Genomic DNA, 17,803 nt, shown 5'->3' with positions numbered 1-17,803 from the left:
GAAGGTAAGGAGATATGAAATGCGAAGCGAACGGAAGGAAGAAGTGCAAGGCCAGATGTTGAGAACGGCGGGGGCCGACAAGGAAATCCGGCTGCATGCCCAGGCTGAGGGAACAGCTAGATCGCCGGAATCCATCCTTTATGATGTGCTTGGCATAGGGATCGGTCCTTTTAATCTGGGGCTGGCGGCTCTGCTGCAGAAAACACCCCACATCCAGTCTCTTTTTGTTGATCAAAAGTCCCGTTTTGACTGGCACGCAGGAATGCTGATTGAAGGAACGACACTGCAAGTGCCTTTTTTCGCGGATTTGGTTACGATGGCGGACCCGACGAATCCGCTCAGTTTTTTAAATTATTTGCACGAGCAGGGGAGGCTGTATGCCTTTTACTTCCTGGAGAAGTTCCATATCCCAAGACGCGAATACAACGAATATTGCCGCTGGGCTGCCGGGAAGCTGCCTTCCTGCCAATTCGGTATGGAGGCGCGGGATGTCCGGCTGGATTCGTCGGGCAGTGAGAGCGTGTTCGAGGTAGACGTGTACGATGCGGCTTCTAATGAAACGAGGACTTACCGGACCCGCAATCTGGCTCTCGGGGTAGGAAGTGTGCCCTCGGTTGGGGAGCGGTTCCGCACGCATTTGGGGGAGAGTGTGTTTCATTCGGCCGATTTCATGAATAAGCTGGAGCAGTGCCGCAGGGCCAAGTCGGTGACGGTCATCGGTTCCGGGCAGAGCGCGGGAGAGGTATTCTTACGGCTGCTCCAAGAGCAGGAAGCCTGCGGTTACCGGCTCGACTGGTTTACGCGGTCTGCCGGATTTTTCCCGATGGAATATTCCAAGCTCGGTCTGGAGCACTTCTCCCCGGATTATACGAATTATTTCTATCAGCTTCCGCAGGCCGTCAAGGACGAGATCCGGGAAGGACAGGCACTGCTGTACAAGGGAATTAGTGCCGCTACGATCGCGGACATCTATGAGGCGCTGTACGAGGCGAGCGTCGGCGGGAAGGAGCTTGCCGTAAGACTGCTTGCGTCCACGGAGGTACGCAATATCAAACCGGTGTCCGGGGAGCACAGCGAGCAAGTCAGACTGACCTGCAGGCATTTGATCCAGGATGAGCATTTTACGCATGACAGTGATGTAGTGATTATGGCGACAGGCTACACGCATACGGTACCCGGCTGCTTAGGATCGTTGCAGGATTTGATCCGCTGGGATTCAGCCGGACGCTATGAAGTAGGAGGCGATTACAAGCTTGTCTTGAAGGAAGAGCTGGCCAATTCGATTTATATTCAGAACGGGGAGCTTCATACGCATGGAGTCGGGGCGCCGGATTTGGGTCTGGGAGCCCATCGGAACAGCGTTATTATTAACTCGCTTGCGGGCGAAACGGTGTATCCCGTTCGTGAACGCAACGTTTTCCAGCAATTCGGGATTCGATGAGAACGAAGCCCGCAGGCTTTAGAGCCGGCTCCCCCCGGGCTCAGCTGGCCCAGACTGTACTTCTGGGTTGTGTGTTTCTCGGTTTGTTTACGGAAGTGCTGCTGTCGCCTTTTTATCCTCAGTTTTTCAGCAAAGTGTTCGGCGTCGAAGATTACGCATTTACCGGCGTCTATATTTTCGTGTGCCGACTTACCGTCGTACTTATTTCCCCGTTGTGGGGTTTGTTATCCAAAAGGTTTGAGGCCAAGCATCTGCTGGCAGCCGGACAGGCGGGAACAGCCGTGTGTACGGCACTGATGGCAACGGCCGGTACCGCTGCCGAATTCCTTGCCATAACGGTTCTGCTTCTATTGTTCAAAAGCAGTTACATGCTCATCTATCCGCTCATGATCGAGTTATCCGAGGGACGCAAAAACGCGGCGACTGCCGGGAAGTTTCATGCGGTTCATCATACCGCCATTATTGTGTCTACACTGGTCGGTGCCAAAATGCTGGGCATGGAGCAGCCCCTTACTTTGTTCTACGGGGCAGCTGCTGCTGACGCCGTACAGCTTGCGCTCTGCGTGTGGGTGCTGCGGGGGTATGCGGGCCAGGCCGCAGACAAAGCGGAGCCCGCAGTGACGGGTGACGCCCGGACAGCGGAAGCATCGAAGCGGGTGCATGCGGCAGAAGCGCAAGGAACTGAAGTGGGTAATCGGCAGGAGCCGGCAGGGAAGCAGCCGGCAAGCCTGAACGGCACAGCTTCAGCTCCGAGTATTGTGAAGAGGTATGGCTTCCTTCTGGCTATTGGGATTGTATTCTGCACGCTGGCGCTGGCGAACAACTTGATCCGGCCGTTCTTTACCCCGCTGGCAGAAGCCAGGTTCGGTACCGGGACAGAGATGGGGAGCCTTTTGTTCCTGATCCCGAGCGCGATGGCGGTGGCGGCGATGCCTCTTATCCGGAGACTTTGCGTGCCGGAGCGGTCAACGGCCGTTTATACGGCCGGTATTGCCATCATGTCGATCGGTTTACTCTTGCAGGCGGCGGCAGACAGTTTGGTGGTGATGATTATCGGGCGCATGCTGTACGGGCTGTTCCTGGCCTTAACGATGGCTGTACTGGACGTCATGCTGTTCGACCGCAGCAGCGGAAGCAGCCTGTCTCTTCATTTTAGCGTGATCGTATCGTTCCAGAATGTGGGCGAACTGCTGTCTCCGCTGCTCGCATCCTCGCTGGCCCGTGAAATAAGCTTAACGGCACCGCTTGTTGCGGCAGCTCTTCTGTGTATGGTGAATCTGCTGCTCTTCATTATTTTTGTGAGGAGCAGAGCTTCAAGAGCCGGCAAGAGCACGCCGCATCCGGAAAGTGAGATTTACTGCTAGGGACGGGATATCCGCGATAACTGTACGGAGGTTGCCGGAAGATGCCACAGGGAAGCTGGTAGCTGTCTTACAGGCAGCCTGCCTGCGTAGATAGTGCAAGGACAGTTAAAGTTGACACTTGCGGCTCGAGGTTCCCTTAGGATACAGCCTTCATTATGTTCGATGTTCGAAGCAGGGCAACAAGGTTAAAGCGGCTGCTGATGGGAGCAGGAAGCCCGCTGCAAGGAGAAACCCGACAAAATGGGGATAAAAGGGAGGGATGAGGATGAACCGGATATCGCAGGACATGCGGGTCAGCGAGGCTATCGCCTCCCCGCAATATGCGCAGGTTCTAAGCAGAGTGTTCCGGCAATTGATTGAATCTCTGCTGTACGAGGAAGTGATAGAAGCCCAGACGCAGCAGAAGGGGGACGTTACTTTATATACTCTGCGGGGCACCGATTCACGGGGCCGCCCCTGCTTCTATACTTGCTGTGGCAAACGGCGCTTGTCGTTTGGGCGCATTCGTCTGACCGAGGCGCCGGTGATCCGGCAATCCGCGGAAGGCAGGGGAGAGGCGTCTTCCGTAGCTCTTTTTATGCGCGAAGTCGTCAAACCTGATCGTTCATCCAGCGGTATGGAACCGGATGAACAGAAACTGGAAGCTTTCATTGAAGAACTGGAAGAAACGGTGCTGAAGGACACGCTGAGCCAGTATGAGCGAGCGAATAGCGGTGTACAAAACGCGAATAACAATGCACAAAGCGGTACACAAAACAGTGTGCAGAGCGCGGAACACGGCAGCCTCCAAGGGAAGGGCTACGACGCGCTCGAAAGCGGGCTGACGGACGGACATCCCTATCACCCGAGCTACAAGTCCAGGATCGGCTTTGACTATGCCGATCATATGGCTTACGGGCCGGAGTACAAGAAGCCCCTCCGGCTGCTGTGGGTGGCCGTGAGCCGGGAGAATACCCGGGCGGCCATCAGCTCCGGATCGGACTTCGGCGGCCTGCTGGCTGCCGAACTGGGCGAAGCGGAGCTGGCAAGGCTCAATGCCGCAGTCCGGGCTGCCGGATGCGATCCCCGGCACTACCACTTCGTGCCGGTGCATCCGTGGCAGTGGAAGAAGAAAATCGCGCCGGCGTACATGGCGCATCTGCGGGACAGGCGGATGATCCTGCTCGGTGAATCACCGGACGAGTATTTGCCGCAGCAATCCATCCGCACGATGGCCAACCGGAGCAGGATCGCTAAAGCCTCCCTGAAGCTGGCTATGAATCTGTTGAACACTTCCAGCTCCCGCCATCTGCCGCCTCATTTCGTTACGACAGCGCCGATGGTGTCCGACTGGCTGAACGGGCTGGTGGAGGGCGACGATTATTTGAAGAACGAGGCGAAGCTCATCTTGCTGCGTGAGTTCGCGGGGATCTCTTATGACCCGCCAGCAGCGGATGATCCGAGGGCTGAGGGGGCTGCCGGATCACTCGGCTGCATCTGGAGGGAGAGCATTCACCGGCACCTGGAAAAAGGAGAAGAGGCTGTTCCGTTCAATGCGCTGTGCGCACTGGAACTGGACGGTACGCCGTACATTTTGCCATGGCTTCAGTCTATAGGGATTGAGAGCTGGCTGAGAAGACTGTTTGAAACCTCTGTTCTGCCCATTGTTCATCTGCTAGTCGCGCATGGCGTTTCGCTCGAAACGCATGCACAGAACATGGTGCTCGTTCACCGGGACGGGATGCCCGTGAGGGTTGCGCTTAAGGATTTTCACGAGGATGTCCTTTTCTGCCGGGAGTACTTGGCGCAGCCGGAGAAATGCCCTGATTTTACGCAGGCGCATGAAATTTATGAGGGTGCTCCCCTCGGAACCTATTTCGAAATGGCGGATGTCGCATCCGTCCGGAGCCTGACGCTCGGCGCTCTGTTCTTCATCAATCTCGGCGAATTGGCGCTCCTGCTGGCAGACCGGTGCGGATATGAGGAAACCCGTTTCTGGGAACTGGCCGCGCAGGTGCTGGGCGAATATGAGCGCAGGTTCCCGCAGCTCGCGGAGCGTTACAGGCAGGCGGATCTGTTCGTGCCGACCTGCCGGGTGGAGCAGCTTACCAAGCGCCGCTTGTATCCTCAGCGGGATTCACTTACGCATGAGGTGCCCAATCCGCTGTTCGCGGTAACCCGGCAGCTGGAGAAGTCAGGCCAGGCCTGATAACCAAGGAGGGAAAGTTATATGTTAGCCGTTAACCGCACCCAGATAGATGCGGCCGAGTTTAGCAACCGTCTGCTCACTTACGAGCGGATGGCGCATTTCCGCAGGATCGAAGGCCGGAGGATTGCGCTGTGCTTATCCGATCCGGTCGATGTTGTCCGGCTTGTTCTGCTGGTACGGGGGCAAGGCGGCTCCGTGCTGCTGATTCATGGCGATACACCGCTGGAGACAGCCCTGCACCAAGCCGGACAAGCGGGATGCAGCGGGCTCGTGTACCAGAATCCCGAGAATTGGATTTCCGCCGGTCAGGACCGGTATGCCAAGCCGGAAGATACTCTTGCTGCGGGCTTGGAGCATGAGCTTCCCCCGGCGTATGGCACAAGCTCCGGCAATGAGCCGTCCTTGTTACAGTTCAGCTCGGGTACGACCGGCAGCGCCAAGCTTATCCGGCGGACCTGGCAGGAGATTGATATAGAGCTGGCAGCCTACAACGAAGCACTGGAAACCGATGAATCGGAAGTGCCGATTGTGCTTCCGTCGGTCACTCACTCGTACGGGCTGCTGTGCGGAGTATTGGCTTCACTTCGCAGAGGAGCCAGTCCGGTTATTGTGACGAACCGCAATCCTAAGTTCGCACTGAACCTGATCCGGGATACGCCCAAACATCTCGTGTACGGGGTTCCGCCGCTGCTTCACATCTTGTCTTCTTTTCCGGGCGAATCTGTTCCTTTCCATAAAATCATGAGCTCCGGCGCGCCTATGCCAGGCAGTCTCTACGACAAGCTGCGTCCTGTGGTGCCTGTTATGATGCAGCAGTACGGCTGCTCCGAAGCCGGATGTATCTCCATCTCCAATCAGATGGAAACGAATGCGGACATGGGGAAGCCGCTCGGGCATTTGCAGGTGGCTGTAAGTCAGGATGAGGCCCATCCGTCCGAGCTGCTGGTGACGACGAACAGCCGTAAGATTTCCACGGGAGATATCGGATATCTCAGTGAGCAAGGGAATCTGCGGGTCGTCTCCCGTATGGATGATGTCATTAACGTCTCGGGACTAAAAGTGTTCCCTATGGAGGTGGAAGATGTCCTCTCCAGATGTACGGGAATCAGAGAATCGGTTGTCTACAGAGGACAGCATCCCGTTATGGGAGAAACCGTCAAGGCTCAGATCGTAGCCGAGCCCGCTGTAGCCGCGCAGGAAGTGATGGACTGGTGCATGCAGTGGCTGCCTCCCTACAAGGTGCCGTCGGAGATAAGGATCGTCAGTGAAATTCCTAAGAACACCGGGGGCAAAATCAGCCGGAGATTACTGGAAATGGGGGATTTGTCATGAACGGCAAGCAAGATCAAGCAGAACCTGCGGCGCCGCGGGATATGGAATCTTTGCGGGAAGTGCGGCGAGAGAAGCTGAACGCTCTTTTTACAGAAAAGCTGCAGGTGCCCAGGGGAGTTTACCTTACGGATGATACCCGGCTCCGCGAAGATTTGCGGATTGACTCGGTTATGATTCTTCAACTGCTGGTCCACATTGAGGTCGAGTTGGGCCTGCAGGTTCCCGAAGATGAGATCGATCCGAAGGCTTTCCTGACGATCGGGTCTCTTCTCGATTTTATCGGTCAGCTAAGCCCCCTCGCGTCTGGCGGTACCGTATGATCAAAGTTCACTGTCTGATGAGCTGTTTATGCGAAATTATTAAAAGAAACAGCAAGGTCGATCACCGGCCTTATTATTTCGGAATTTGGGATTCCGGGTTCTCGGTGAAAGAAGATGGGACCATTACCTACTATGCCGACGGGCACCGGCATGATTATTTCCTGTCCTGGTACGAGAAGTTCTTCGGGCTTCGCGTGCATGAATGGTATGATCCCGGCCGGACCAGGCAGCAGAACCTGGACATGTTTCTTCAATTAATAGCGGACCGGCCGGATCACCGCCATCTGATTGTGCAGATTGATATGTCTGTGCTCCCGGAGCGGGAGAACAAATTTTATCAGAAGCCGTTTCCGCACTACCTCGTACTGTCTGAGACTTCCGATCCGGAAGAATGGTTTATGTTCGACCCGGACTTCCGGTGGGAAGGAAATATAAGGAAAGAACGCGTGATTGAGGCGATTATACAGAATCCTTTTGGCGGAGGATTTTATGTGGATGCTTTGAATATTCAAGCGCCTGCAGCCGGCACGATCCAGCGGTATTTTCACGCCGGTTTTCATGAGGACATCAATCCGCTGACGTCCCGCATCCGGGAAACGATCCTTCAAATCGCCAGTGGACGAAGCGGCTCTACACTCGCTATGCTGATGCTCGCTCTCAAACAGATTCATATTCTCGCTATCCGCAAGTACAGCTACGATTATGCGCTGATGGTTTTCAGAGACGCGCTCGGGTATCCCGAGGAGCTCTACGAATACTGGGCTCAGCAAATCCGTGATCTCGTTCAGGCTTTCAATACTATCCAGTATATCGCAGCTAAAGTGTCGATTAAGGGGGATCCGGGTCTTGTACCGGGCCTCTTGGAGTCAGTGGATAAGGCGGACCGGATCGAATTTGATCTCAAAAAAGAGATCGGACGCCAGTTTGCGCAGTGGTGGGACTCTTCCCGCAAAGAACAAAGTTCTGCAGCAACCTCCTAATAGAAAGGGGAGACATTACCCGATGAATATCTCGCTAGGTACCATTTCGTTTCGTCATGCTCTGATATCGTTTGGTGAACTTGTCCGCTACGCACAGGCACAAGGTTTCAGCGGCATTGAGCTATGGGGGATTCATGCACAGCATCTGTATGACAACAGGCAGGAGCAAGAACTGGAAGAGCTTCACTATCTGCGTACTCATAACATGAACATAACGATGATCAGTGATTATCTGGATATATCTCCGCAAGCGGACTTCGGCCAGACGGCAGCCAAATGCCGCAGGCTTATCGAGCTTGCCGGCGCGTTCGGAACGAACCGCATCCGTACTTTTGCAGGACAAGAACCCAGCTCAGGCGTAACGCCGGCCGCAAGGGAAGGTTACACCCGGCGGTTAAGCGAGCTGTGCGACTTGTGCGGGGAGCATGGGGTGAAGCTGCTTATTGAGACACATCCCAATACCCTTGCAGACACACTCGCCTCTACTTTGGTGGTACTGGAAGAAACGGGGCATGAGCAGCTCGCCATCAATCTCGACTTTCTTCATTTGTGGGAAGCGGGCGAGGATTTGCAGGAATGTATGCGGCTTCTGGAACCTTGGGTGCAGCATTATCATTTGAAAAATATTTCGTCCCCGCAGTATCTGGACGTTTTTCAGCCTCATAATGTGTATTCCTCCAGCGGGACACGCGAGGGGATCGTGAAGCTTGGAGGCGGGGCCGTGGATTACAGGAGTATCCTGAAGTACATACACCGTACCGGGATTCCCGCTTCGCTGGAGTGGTTCGGTCCCGATCCGCTGAATATCCTGAAAGAAGAGATGGATTGGCTGCGGAAGCTGGAACTTGTAAATCATTTACAAATATTTAACGCAGCGCGTAATTTCCCCGAATAATTCTTCGCCATACTGAAGGCAGAACGTATTCTGCCGGAAAGCCGTGGTGACTTATTCGATGAAATCGGGACAATCACTTAAATGGTTGAAAAGCTTGGGAGTTCTCTTGTTTGCCGCAAGTTTGTACAGTCCGTCTGCTTACGCTTCTGTGGAAGAAGGATACCTTCCTCTACGAAGTATGCTCGAACAATCAGGAGCGCGTGTGACCTGGGAGCAGAGTTCGCAGACGGCTTTTTTTACTCTGCACAATGGTGCGTCCGGTTCGGTGACGATCGGCAGCAGCGAGTATAAGTTCGAAGGCACGACCGTCAAACTGAACGGACGCATTCAGCTCATCTCGGACGCGACATATGTTCCTCCGGGTTTGATCGAGCTGGTCTTGAGCAGACTTAGCGCTGGGCAGCCCCCTGAGTCTACCCAGCCTGCTCAGCCGGACAAGGAGCGGCCTAGGCTGGCCGAAGTGACGGCAGACGGCGAGACCGAGTCCGTCGACAGCGGCGATGACGCTGCCGACGATCCTGCCATTTGGCTTCATCCGGAGGATTCGTCCAAGAGCCGGATTATCGCCACCAACAAAGGCGGCGGCATTCTCGTTTATGATCTGTTTGGCAAGCAGGTACAATCTTATGAACTCGGCAAAATGAACAACATCGATGTGCGCTACGGTTTTCCGCTTAACGGGAAGAAGATAGATATTGCAGCCGCGACGAACCGGTCGGCGAACACGGTTGATGTGTTTGCGATCGTCCCGGAAACCGGCGAACTGAAGAGTATTACGTCCCAGCCTATTCAACCGGCGATGAAAGAAGTGTACGGCTTTAGTCTGTATCACAGTCTGAAGACGGATAAGTTCTACGCGCTGGTTCTCGGCAAAGACGGAGAGTTCGAGCAGATTGAGCTGATACCGGGTACAGACGGCATAACAGGAAAGCGCGTACGGGATTTCAAAGTCAGTTCGCAGGCGGAAGGCATTGTCGCAGACGATGAGTATGCGATAATTTATCTGGCCGAAGAAGACAAAGCCATCTGGAAGGTGGGCGCGGAGCCAGGCAGCGGGAGCAAGCCGGAAGCCAGCGTCGACGATGTGAACAGTTCGCATTTGACGGCCGATATCGAAGGACTGACCCTATACTACGCCGCTGACGGCAAAGGATATCTCCTTGCATCCAGCCAGGGCAGCAGCACTTATGCCGTCTATGAGCGTCAAGGGAACAACCGGTATCTCGGGAGCTTCGGCATTAAGGACGGCGCGATTGACGGAACTTCGGAGACGGATGGGATAGACGTGTTAGGTTTTGGGCTGGGGGATGCGTACCCTAACGGGATTTTCGTTGCCCAGGATGATGAGAACATTGACAACGGCACCGCTGTAAATCAGAATTTTAAAATTGTAGCCTGGGATAAGCTGGCGAAATCTTTTAAGAATCCGCTGCTTGTGGACAATGGAATAGATCCGCGTCAGCTGGTGAACCGGCGGAAGTAGTCATAGATGATGGATGGACGAATGCAGAAGACCCCCTCGGACGGTGAGGGGGCTTCTGCATTTGTCTGAATGTTTAACGGTTCTTTGAGCAAGCGCGGAGGGAGTAGCGGATGCGTTTGTCCCTGCGCTTTGCTTTCTGCGTGCGAAACTTTTATCATGGGTAAAGATTATAAAAAATGAATCTCCCGGAGAAACGGTCCCAAGGGTCTTGGGTTCTTACCGGAATTGGACTAGACAGGTGCTGTGCAGAATGCCTGGAAATAGATAGAGGAAGAATGGCTATAGATAAATGGCTATAAATAAGGAATGCCTCCTTAGTATGGCTAGATCCTAGTGAAGTTAAGACGTGATCAAGAAAGGAGCTGACCCTATGTATCTGCCCGGCTTTAATTTGGAAGGTAAAACGGCGCTCGTGACCGGAGCGGGCAAAGGCATCGGAAGAGCGCTGGCCATCGGGCTTGCAGAAGCGGGAGCGGATGTGATGCTGGTATCCCGGACTCTGAGCGATCTGGAGTCCGTGGCTCAAGAGATTACCGGTCTGACCGGACGACGAGCCTATCCGATTACAGCGAATGTCGGCGTGCGTGAAGATGTGACGGCGGCGGTAGAAGAGGCGGTGCGTCTTGCCGGACGTATCGATGTGCTCGTCAATAATGCGGGCATGAACATCCGCACACCTGCGCTGGAGGTGACGGAGGATGAATGGGACGTGATCGTGCAGACAAATCTGAAGTCTGCCTTCCTGATGTCCCAGACGGTTGGCCGTCATATGAAAGAGCATGGCAGCGGACGAATCGTGAACGTAGCCTCCGTCGGCGGACATGTTGCTCTGCGCACAGGCGTCGTATATGGCACCACGAAGGCTGCGCTCGTTCACATGACCCGCATCTTGGCGATGGAGTGGGGGAAGCACGGCATTCTGGTCAATGCCATCGGCCCCTGGTATTTCCATACGCCGCTCACCGAGAAGCTGCTGGCTAACGAAGCTTTCATGACCGAGGTGGTCGGACGCACGCCTCTGGGCCGGATCGGACAGCTGGAGGAGCTGGTCGGCCCCGTGGTCTTCCTTGCCTCTGATGCTTCGAGCTATGTAACCGGACAAACCTTGTATGTGGATGGAGGCATGACGATCTATGGCTTCTGAGCGTGCAGGTAGAAGCGGGGAAGCAGGGAGGGGGCTCCCTCCGCTGAAGCTAAGCGTGCTGGACCTGGTCCCCGTCATGCAGGACGCCGATTCCCCGGCTGCGCTGAAGCAGGCCGTGCTGCTGGCGCGCACTGCGGAGCGGCTCGGGTACACGCGCTACTGGGTGTCCGAGCATCACGATATGGATAAGCTGGCTTCGGCTTGCCCGGAAGTGCTGCTCGCACATATCGGTGCGCATACCGAGAAGATCCGCATCGGATCGGGTGCGGTTCTGCTGCCGCACTACCAGCCGATCAAGGTGGCCGAGGCGTTTCATCTGCTGGCGACGCTGCATCCCGGACGCATTGATCTGGGCATCGGCCGCGCGCCCGGAGGCTCTGCGCACGTCATGATGGCGCTGAGCGGCAACTTCCTGGAGAATATACGGCGGATGCCGGAGAAGATCCAGGATCTCTCGAACCTGCTCGCAGGCGAGTACCGCCTGGAGGGGGAGCTGATCACGGCGCGTCCGGTGCCGCCCGTTTCCCCGGAGCTGTGGCTGCTCGGCACGAACGTCAAAAGTGCCGCTTACGCTGCGGAATACGGCACGGGGTATGTGTTCGGACACTTCATGAGCGATGTGGACGGAGCCGCCGTGCTGGAGGCATACCGCAGCAGGTTCGAGCCATCCCGGCTGCTGGCTAAGCCGAAAGCGATTGCTGCGGTTCACGTCGTCTGTGCCGAGACGGAAGAGGAGGCACTTGCGCTTGCGGCTGAAAGCGCCGGTATGCAGCAGCCCGGGGCGGCTGCGGGAGGCTCAGCGGCGCACCTTGCCGCTTCTTCCGGCCTAGACGCCGATGTCAGGCCGGCCGCATCTGCGCAGCCGCTGGAGCGGCCCGGAGGGCTCAGGCAGGAGCCGGCGTCTCAAGTCCCGCATCCGGGCAGCTCTTCCGGACAGGAGGAAGCATCCGGCGCCCCGGACGGCACCCAGTCAGGAGGCAGATCCCCGGAGCCGAACAGCTCATCCCGGCGGATTCTAGCCGGGACTCCGGGGCAGATCCGGGAAAAGCTTACGCAGATGCAGAGAGAGTACGGCGTGGATGAATTCATGATCGTAACGAATTTGCCTGATTACCGCAAACGTCTCCAATCTTATGAATTATTAGCTGCCTTTCTGCAGGAAAGCTAGTCTCTGCGGATCGTGATGATATACATCGGAACAGTTGCACAGCGGAGCTTTTAGCTTTACGATGAATACTTATACGCCTTTGTAGAAAATAAAGAACATGTAGAACAATTCATGAAATCACTCTAATAGAAGCAGGTGAACGAACATGCAAATTACGGTACTAGACGCCAGCATGATGTATAGCGAGGACAACGGGTATATCGGCAAAGTGGAATTCAAAGCCACCGAGGGCACAACCGCGTATGAAGTCGCTCTTTTCAGCAAGAAAGGGAAGGAATGGATGTACAGCCTGAACTTTACCAAGGAATCGGGCAGTGAGGAAGAAATTACGTTTATCGAAGAAAAGCTCGAAGAGGATGATGATCTGTTCGATTTTCTGATCGAAACCGCGTTAAGCCGGCTGGAAAAACCGGAATCCGCAGACGAAGACAAGCCGGACGAGGAATAATTAGCCGCCCGCCCGGAAAGCAGTCCCGGCGGAATAGTTCCCGCTCGGCGGACTGACCTTAGCTGCCGGCGTGTGAAGCGGTACTTTCTCAGATAGGCAATATACCTTGCTTAGCATGCCCGCCAGCGATTCTGCTGCGGGTATTTTACCGGCAAAGAACAAGTGAAAGTAGGAGCGCGTCCAGCCTAAAACACTTGAGCTGATCGGTTCGGTTCGGATCGGATCGGATCGGATCAGATCAGTCTATAAGGCATGGAATGGATTGTCCGATTCATAATCTGCCTAAGCATGCAGATTGAGCATACAGAGGAGGCCGTCAGATGGAGACAAAAGAGGGACAAGGCCGGGAAGAGCTGGCGACATTCGCGGGAGGCTGCTTCTGGTGCATGGTTACCCCGTTCGAAGAGCTGCCGGGCATACAGGGTATCGTGTCCGGCTATACGGGAGGAACGGAAGAGAATCCGACTTACGAGCAGGTGAAAGCGGGGACCACCGGGCATACCGAGGCCGTTCAGATCCGTTTTAACCCGGAAATTTTCCCCTACACAAGGCTGGTTGAATTGTTCTGGCAGCAGATTGATCCTACGGATGCTCACGGACAGTTCCAGGACCGCGGATTGTCGTACCGGACAGCTATCTTCACTCATACAGAGCAGCAGCGGGAGCTTGCGGAGCAATCCAGGCTTGATCTGGCCCGGAGCGGGCGGTTCCATAAGCCGATTGTGACGGAGATCGCGCCTGCCGGTCCTTTTTATGAAGCCGAGGAATACCACCAGAATTATCACCGTAAGAATCCAAAACATTACAAGGAAGATCGTGCTCAGTCGGGCCGGGACGAGTTTATCCGTTCCCATTGGAAGTAGAGCAGGGGAATATGCCAAGACCGCTGGTATCAATCAGCGGTTTTTGTGCATGCAGCAGGACGACGCCGTTAGTGGGATAAGGAGGCTGGATGCTGCTCATTAAGTAATCGGCGGTTTTATCGCACCCCGTTCATCTGCAACATTTTTTATAGGGAAGCGTTACTAAGAGTGAGAAGAACTAGGAAGGTGGTTGCCATGAAAACTTGTTTCCGGATGCTTTTCATTATATGTATGGTATGGATCGTTATGGCCTGTCTTATAACCGGTTGTGCGCCGGGGCATACGGGCATGGAAGGTGTGGCGGCTGATCCGGTGCAGCACCCGGACAGTCCCCACCAAACGGTGCAAGGAATTATTGTGAATAAGGAAGTCGTAGACGAGTATCACCGTATTCTGGTGGCCACTAATGTCACTGGCAAGGATCTGAAGGAGTATCCATCAGAGGAGATAATTAAGCGTGCGATGGAAGAACGCACGATCGCCTGGTACACCCTTAAAGATAAGAAGGCTTATGATACAAGCGGCATAGGAGAGAGGATCAGTGTTACATCGGGACCTCTGGTGCTTTTATCTCAGCCGCCGATCCTCGATGCTGTAAAGATCGAGCTTATGGACCTCGGACACAGCAGCCCGTAAGAAACCTCCCCGTTCAGAAGCTGCAGCGGGAATGCACGTACCTGATAACTGGATGGGCGAATGATGGAGAATTTCCTCAATCGAATGAGCGTATAGAGAGAAGGAAGGATGCAGTTCCATTCTTTTTGAGTTCTGTGATGAGCTATAAAAAATACCCCTTTGGAGTTATATAAAAATGTGCCTTTTTGTCATATATTTAGAAATGTTACCAGTTAAGTCCATTTGGCAACATTTTACTAAGGGGGATTTATATGACACGTTTTCGCACCGTTCCAAGCCGGAGCTTATCACTCTGGCAGTCGGCCGTAACCGACACTGTCCGCAGCAGCATGGAGGATCAATTGCTGAAGTCCGGGCAGGAGCAGCCTGAGCAGCAGGCGGATCTGCTGGCAGCGGCTCCGCTTGCTGCAGCGGATAACCCGGCTCAACTGCTTGCCTCCTTGCACGAGCATATCTTGCGGGAGCAGGTAGAAGACAATCCCGGTCCTCTTCTCAGGGCGTCCGGCAGCGCATTAGATGCATCGGCAGAAGCGGGTCCGGGTTCAGATGCCGCAGAGGCATCCCGTCTTATGTACGAGGCGGCTATTGCCAAGGCGGAGGGAAATGAAGAGGAGGCACTTCGTCTCATGCAGGAAGCCCGTAAATATTCAACGGGTGATTATGCCGGATGGGCGACTTGTATCACCACCTTCATTGAATATTATACGAAGTACCGGAATCCGTACTATCGCGACTGGAAAGAGCTCGGGCAGCCGATTGGAACGTATGGTGTCGTTCCTTACGTTCTGCCGGACGATGCGAAGGTGGGTCTTATCGGTGACTGGGCGACCGGCATGCCAGATGCCAAGGAACTCGTCAAGCATATGGTTAATCTGGGTGTGGATGCGATTATCCATCTGGGCGATATTTATTACTCAGGGACACCGGATGAATGCAACCGCAATTTTAACGCGATTTTTGATGAGGTATTTGCGGAGACGGGCAAGCCGAGAATTCCGGTTTTTACGATCCCGGGTAATCACGATTACTACGCATTCGGTTACGGCTTTTATAGTGGAGTGATAGATAAGGTTAACGCCAATCATCCTGACTGGAAGCAGGAAGCCAGTTACTTCAGTCTCCGCACGCAGGACGGTGCCTGGCAGTTCCTCGGAATGGACACCGGACGCCACGATTACAACCCGAAGAACGATATGGACCCGACTTACAACGGGCCTTGGCTGGAAGATTCAGAGGTAGAGTGGCATGCGGATAAGCTGAGAAATTTTAATGGAAGCACGCTGCTGCTGTCCCATCATCAGCTTTTCTCCCAGCACAGCCCGATTCAAAGCCGCTTTGCGCAAAGACCCTGGATGAATGAGCATTTAATGAGCGCGTTCTCCCCGTATTTTGACCGGATTGCCTGCTGGTTCTGGGGGCATGAGCATAATCTGGCGTTATTCCGCGACGGATTGATGGGGCTGGCTAAGGGACGGCTGGTTGGCTCCTCCGCTTATGAAGAAACGACGGGAGAAACTCCGTACAGCCCGCATAATGCTGATTATGCCGAGCAGGTTCCGTACATGGAGGCAATGCCGCTCGTGAGTCAGACGGACGGTTATTACAATCACGCTTTTGCCGTTCTGGATTTCAAACGTGCAGGCAAGGAAGATCCGATCGCTTGTACCTATTACGAATTTCCTTCATGGGGATCGCGCCAGCCGGATACGATTCAGGCAAAAGTATTGATGCAAGAAACCATTCCTTACAAAGTGCCTGCTCCGCCGGTACCCGGGGCGGTTATTAAGTCCGGCGATGTGGTGCTGCTGCGCAATCAGACAGGCGGCTATGTTGCAGGCTTTAAGACAGGGAAGTGGCCCACTTATTTTAATTTCCCGACAGTAAGCCCGACCGACAAGGTCAAACTGAAGCTGTCTCTTCTGCAGGGAACCGAGGGCGGCGAGCTTAAAGACGAGGCAGAGATCCGGATCGAGACGACGGAAATGCAGAAAGACAATTGCCTCGGTGCATGGAAAGATCGTCACGAACTCTATTATTACCAGAAAGATTACAACAAAGAACGGCAGGGCTGGCGCCTGCGCAAGGTAGATCCCACGGATAGTACACTGCGGGATGGGGATGAAGTCTACATCTATAACCGTTACTGGACCGACGGAAAAATGTGTCAGGAGGGACAATGGCTGACCACCAAAGCCGATATTCCGGATAAATGGACGATTGTTAAGCTTTAGAGGCCGGCGCAAGCTTGGCAGAATAGACGGCCGGGGGTTCAAATCCGGCTCCACCGGACCGCTGGAATTCCAGCGGTCTTCGTGTATACCGGGATAGGCAAGCCTCCGGTTTAGATAGGGTGCTCACTCTGTTTGGAAAAGCAGGCGGTTCGTTACCGGGCAGCATAAGGTGGAGATGTCGAGTGACGGAGAAGAGGTGAGGTGGACGCGGCTCTATTCATTCGTTATGATACGGGGATACAAGAAACCTTGATCAAGGATGGTACGCGCAATTGACTTCAATTTCTTTCACACTTAACGATCTGACAGCATCAGCGTATTTGTATACCTACGCCTGTCATGAAGATGAACAGCAGCTGTGCGCGATGGAGCTGCGCGCTTTATTCGGCCAGGAGCCGGAGAGCCGCCGCTTCACCCGGAGTACGGTCCGCCTGGACCCGAGCCGCAGCCCGTTTATCCGCTTCCGGATCGCGGCCCAGCTCGAAGCGGCCAGCCTGGATGAGCTGGCCGCCAAGGCGGAATCGCTTGACCTCCAAGGGGATACGTTCAAGCTTCAGTACGTGGAGGCCGAAGGAGAGGCCTCCTATGACGAGCAGCGCGCGATTGAGCGCGCGGTGGGTCTTCATGTCCGGGGCAAGGCGGACATGAAGACCCCGCAGCGGCTGCTCGGTCTGGCACAGGCGGGCGGCCGCTGGCTGCTCGGCGAGTGCCGCAGGAGCGAAGCGCTCTGGCTGGCGCACAGCCGTAAGCCGCGCCAGTACTCGACCGCGCTCGGCACGCGGGTTGCCCGCGCAGCGGTCAATATCGCGGTGCCCCGGCCGGAGGGCGTCCGCGCAGTCGATCCGTGCTGCGGCATCGGCACGGTGCTGGTCGAGGCCCTGTCGATGGGGATCGACATCGTCGGCAGCGATCTTAACCCGCTCGCGGTCCGCGGCGCGCGCGAGAATCTTCACCACTTCGGATTCCCGGATGTGGTGAAGATTGCGGATATCCGCAGCCTGGATGGCGACTACGATGCGCTGATTCTGGACATGCCGTATAACCTGTGCTCCAGAATTAGCAGGGAGGAGCAGCTCGACATGCTGCGGAGTGCCCGGCGGCTTGCTCGGAGGGCTGTGGTCATCACGGCGGAGCCGATTGACGGACCGCTGGCGCAAGCCGGGTTTGAGGTGGACGACCGGTGCGTCGTCCGCAAAGGCAGCTTCGAGCGGCAGGTTATTCTCTGCCGCCCGAAGCTCTAAGGGAGGGCCCTATCCTACATGGGCCCCATCATAGCCTGAACGTAATCGAAGGCAACAAGGATAAGCTGC

At 55.1% G+C, this 17,803-nt stretch carries 15 protein-coding genes; all 15 read left to right on the top strand.

Going from position 1 to position 17,803, the window contains the following annotated elements:
* The first annotated feature begins 19 nt into the window (after positions 1–19).
* Positions 20–1,441, top strand: coding sequence for a lysine N(6)-hydroxylase/L-ornithine N(5)-oxygenase family protein (locus AR333_RS20735; RefSeq protein ID WP_253735929.1), 1,422 nt, complete (start codon positions 20–22; stop codon positions 1,439–1,441).
* On the top strand, positions 1,438–2,805 hold the full coding sequence (locus AR333_RS20730; RefSeq protein ID WP_068777282.1) for an MFS transporter: 1,368 nt from the start codon (positions 1,438–1,440) through the stop codon (positions 2,803–2,805). Before AR333_RS20735 ends, AR333_RS20730 begins: the two co-directional genes overlap by 4 nt.
* A gap of 265 nt (positions 2,806–3,070) precedes the next feature.
* Complete coding sequence (locus AR333_RS20725; RefSeq protein ID WP_068777281.1) at positions 3,071–4,993, top strand: IucA/IucC family siderophore biosynthesis protein; 1,923 nt, start codon at positions 3,071–3,073, stop codon at positions 4,991–4,993.
* Positions 4,994–5,014: 21 nt separating this feature from the next.
* Positions 5,015–6,325, top strand: coding sequence for an AMP-binding protein (locus AR333_RS20720; protein WP_068777280.1), 1,311 nt, complete (start codon positions 5,015–5,017; stop codon positions 6,323–6,325).
* Positions 6,326–6,384: 59 nt separating this feature from the next.
* On the top strand, positions 6,385–6,645 hold the full coding sequence (locus AR333_RS20715) for a phosphopantetheine-binding protein (RefSeq protein WP_084783939.1): 261 nt from the start codon (positions 6,385–6,387) through the stop codon (positions 6,643–6,645).
* On the top strand, positions 6,642–7,625 hold the full coding sequence (locus tag AR333_RS20710) for a DUF6005 family protein (RefSeq protein ID WP_068777279.1): 984 nt from the start codon (positions 6,642–6,644) through the stop codon (positions 7,623–7,625). The genes AR333_RS20715 and AR333_RS20710 overlap by 4 nt, the downstream gene beginning before the upstream one ends.
* A 22-nt stretch (positions 7,626–7,647) precedes the next feature.
* Positions 7,648–8,520, top strand: coding sequence for a sugar phosphate isomerase/epimerase (locus AR333_RS20705; protein ID WP_068777278.1), 873 nt, complete (start codon positions 7,648–7,650; stop codon positions 8,518–8,520).
* Between the two features lie 58 nt (positions 8,521–8,578).
* Complete coding sequence (locus AR333_RS20700) at positions 8,579–10,003, top strand: phytase (RefSeq protein ID WP_068777277.1); 1,425 nt, start codon at positions 8,579–8,581, stop codon at positions 10,001–10,003.
* A gap of 370 nt (positions 10,004–10,373) precedes the next feature.
* The gene (locus AR333_RS20695) at positions 10,374–11,147 is read left to right on the top strand and encodes an SDR family NAD(P)-dependent oxidoreductase (protein WP_068777276.1); all 774 of its coding nucleotides are present in this window, start codon (positions 10,374–10,376) and stop codon (positions 11,145–11,147) included.
* Positions 11,137–12,315, top strand: a complete 1,179-nt coding sequence (locus AR333_RS20690) for an MsnO8 family LLM class oxidoreductase (RefSeq protein ID WP_068777275.1) — start codon at positions 11,137–11,139, stop codon at positions 12,313–12,315. The genes AR333_RS20695 and AR333_RS20690 overlap by 11 nt, the downstream gene beginning before the upstream one ends.
* A 145-nt stretch (positions 12,316–12,460) precedes the next feature.
* On the top strand, positions 12,461–12,763 hold the full coding sequence (locus AR333_RS20685; protein ID WP_068777274.1) for a hypothetical protein: 303 nt from the start codon (positions 12,461–12,463) through the stop codon (positions 12,761–12,763).
* A gap of 320 nt (positions 12,764–13,083) precedes the next feature.
* Positions 13,084–13,626 carry a peptide-methionine (S)-S-oxide reductase MsrA gene (msrA, locus tag AR333_RS20680; RefSeq protein ID WP_068777273.1) on the top strand — a complete coding sequence of 181 codons (543 nt, stop codon included), beginning with the start codon at positions 13,084–13,086 and terminating at the stop codon, positions 13,624–13,626.
* Positions 13,627–13,821: 195 nt separating this feature from the next.
* Complete coding sequence (locus tag AR333_RS20675) at positions 13,822–14,262, top strand: DUF3221 domain-containing protein (protein WP_068777272.1); 441 nt, start codon at positions 13,822–13,824, stop codon at positions 14,260–14,262.
* A gap of 251 nt (positions 14,263–14,513) precedes the next feature.
* Entirely contained in the window at positions 14,514–16,493 is a 1,980-nt protein-coding gene (locus tag AR333_RS20670) for a metallophosphoesterase (protein WP_084783895.1), read from the top strand.
* Between the two features lie 365 nt (positions 16,494–16,858).
* The gene (locus tag AR333_RS20665) at positions 16,859–17,734 is read left to right on the top strand and encodes a TRM11 family methyltransferase (protein ID WP_084783937.1); all 876 of its coding nucleotides are present in this window, start codon (positions 16,859–16,861) and stop codon (positions 17,732–17,734) included.
* Positions 17,735–17,803 lie beyond the last annotated feature (69 nt).

The organism is Paenibacillus sp. FJAT-26967 (genome assembly GCF_001541095.1).
Lineage (GTDB): Bacteria > Bacillota > Bacilli > Paenibacillales > NBRC-103111 > Paenibacillus_F.
This window is presented reverse-complemented; position numbering and strand designations above follow the sequence as displayed.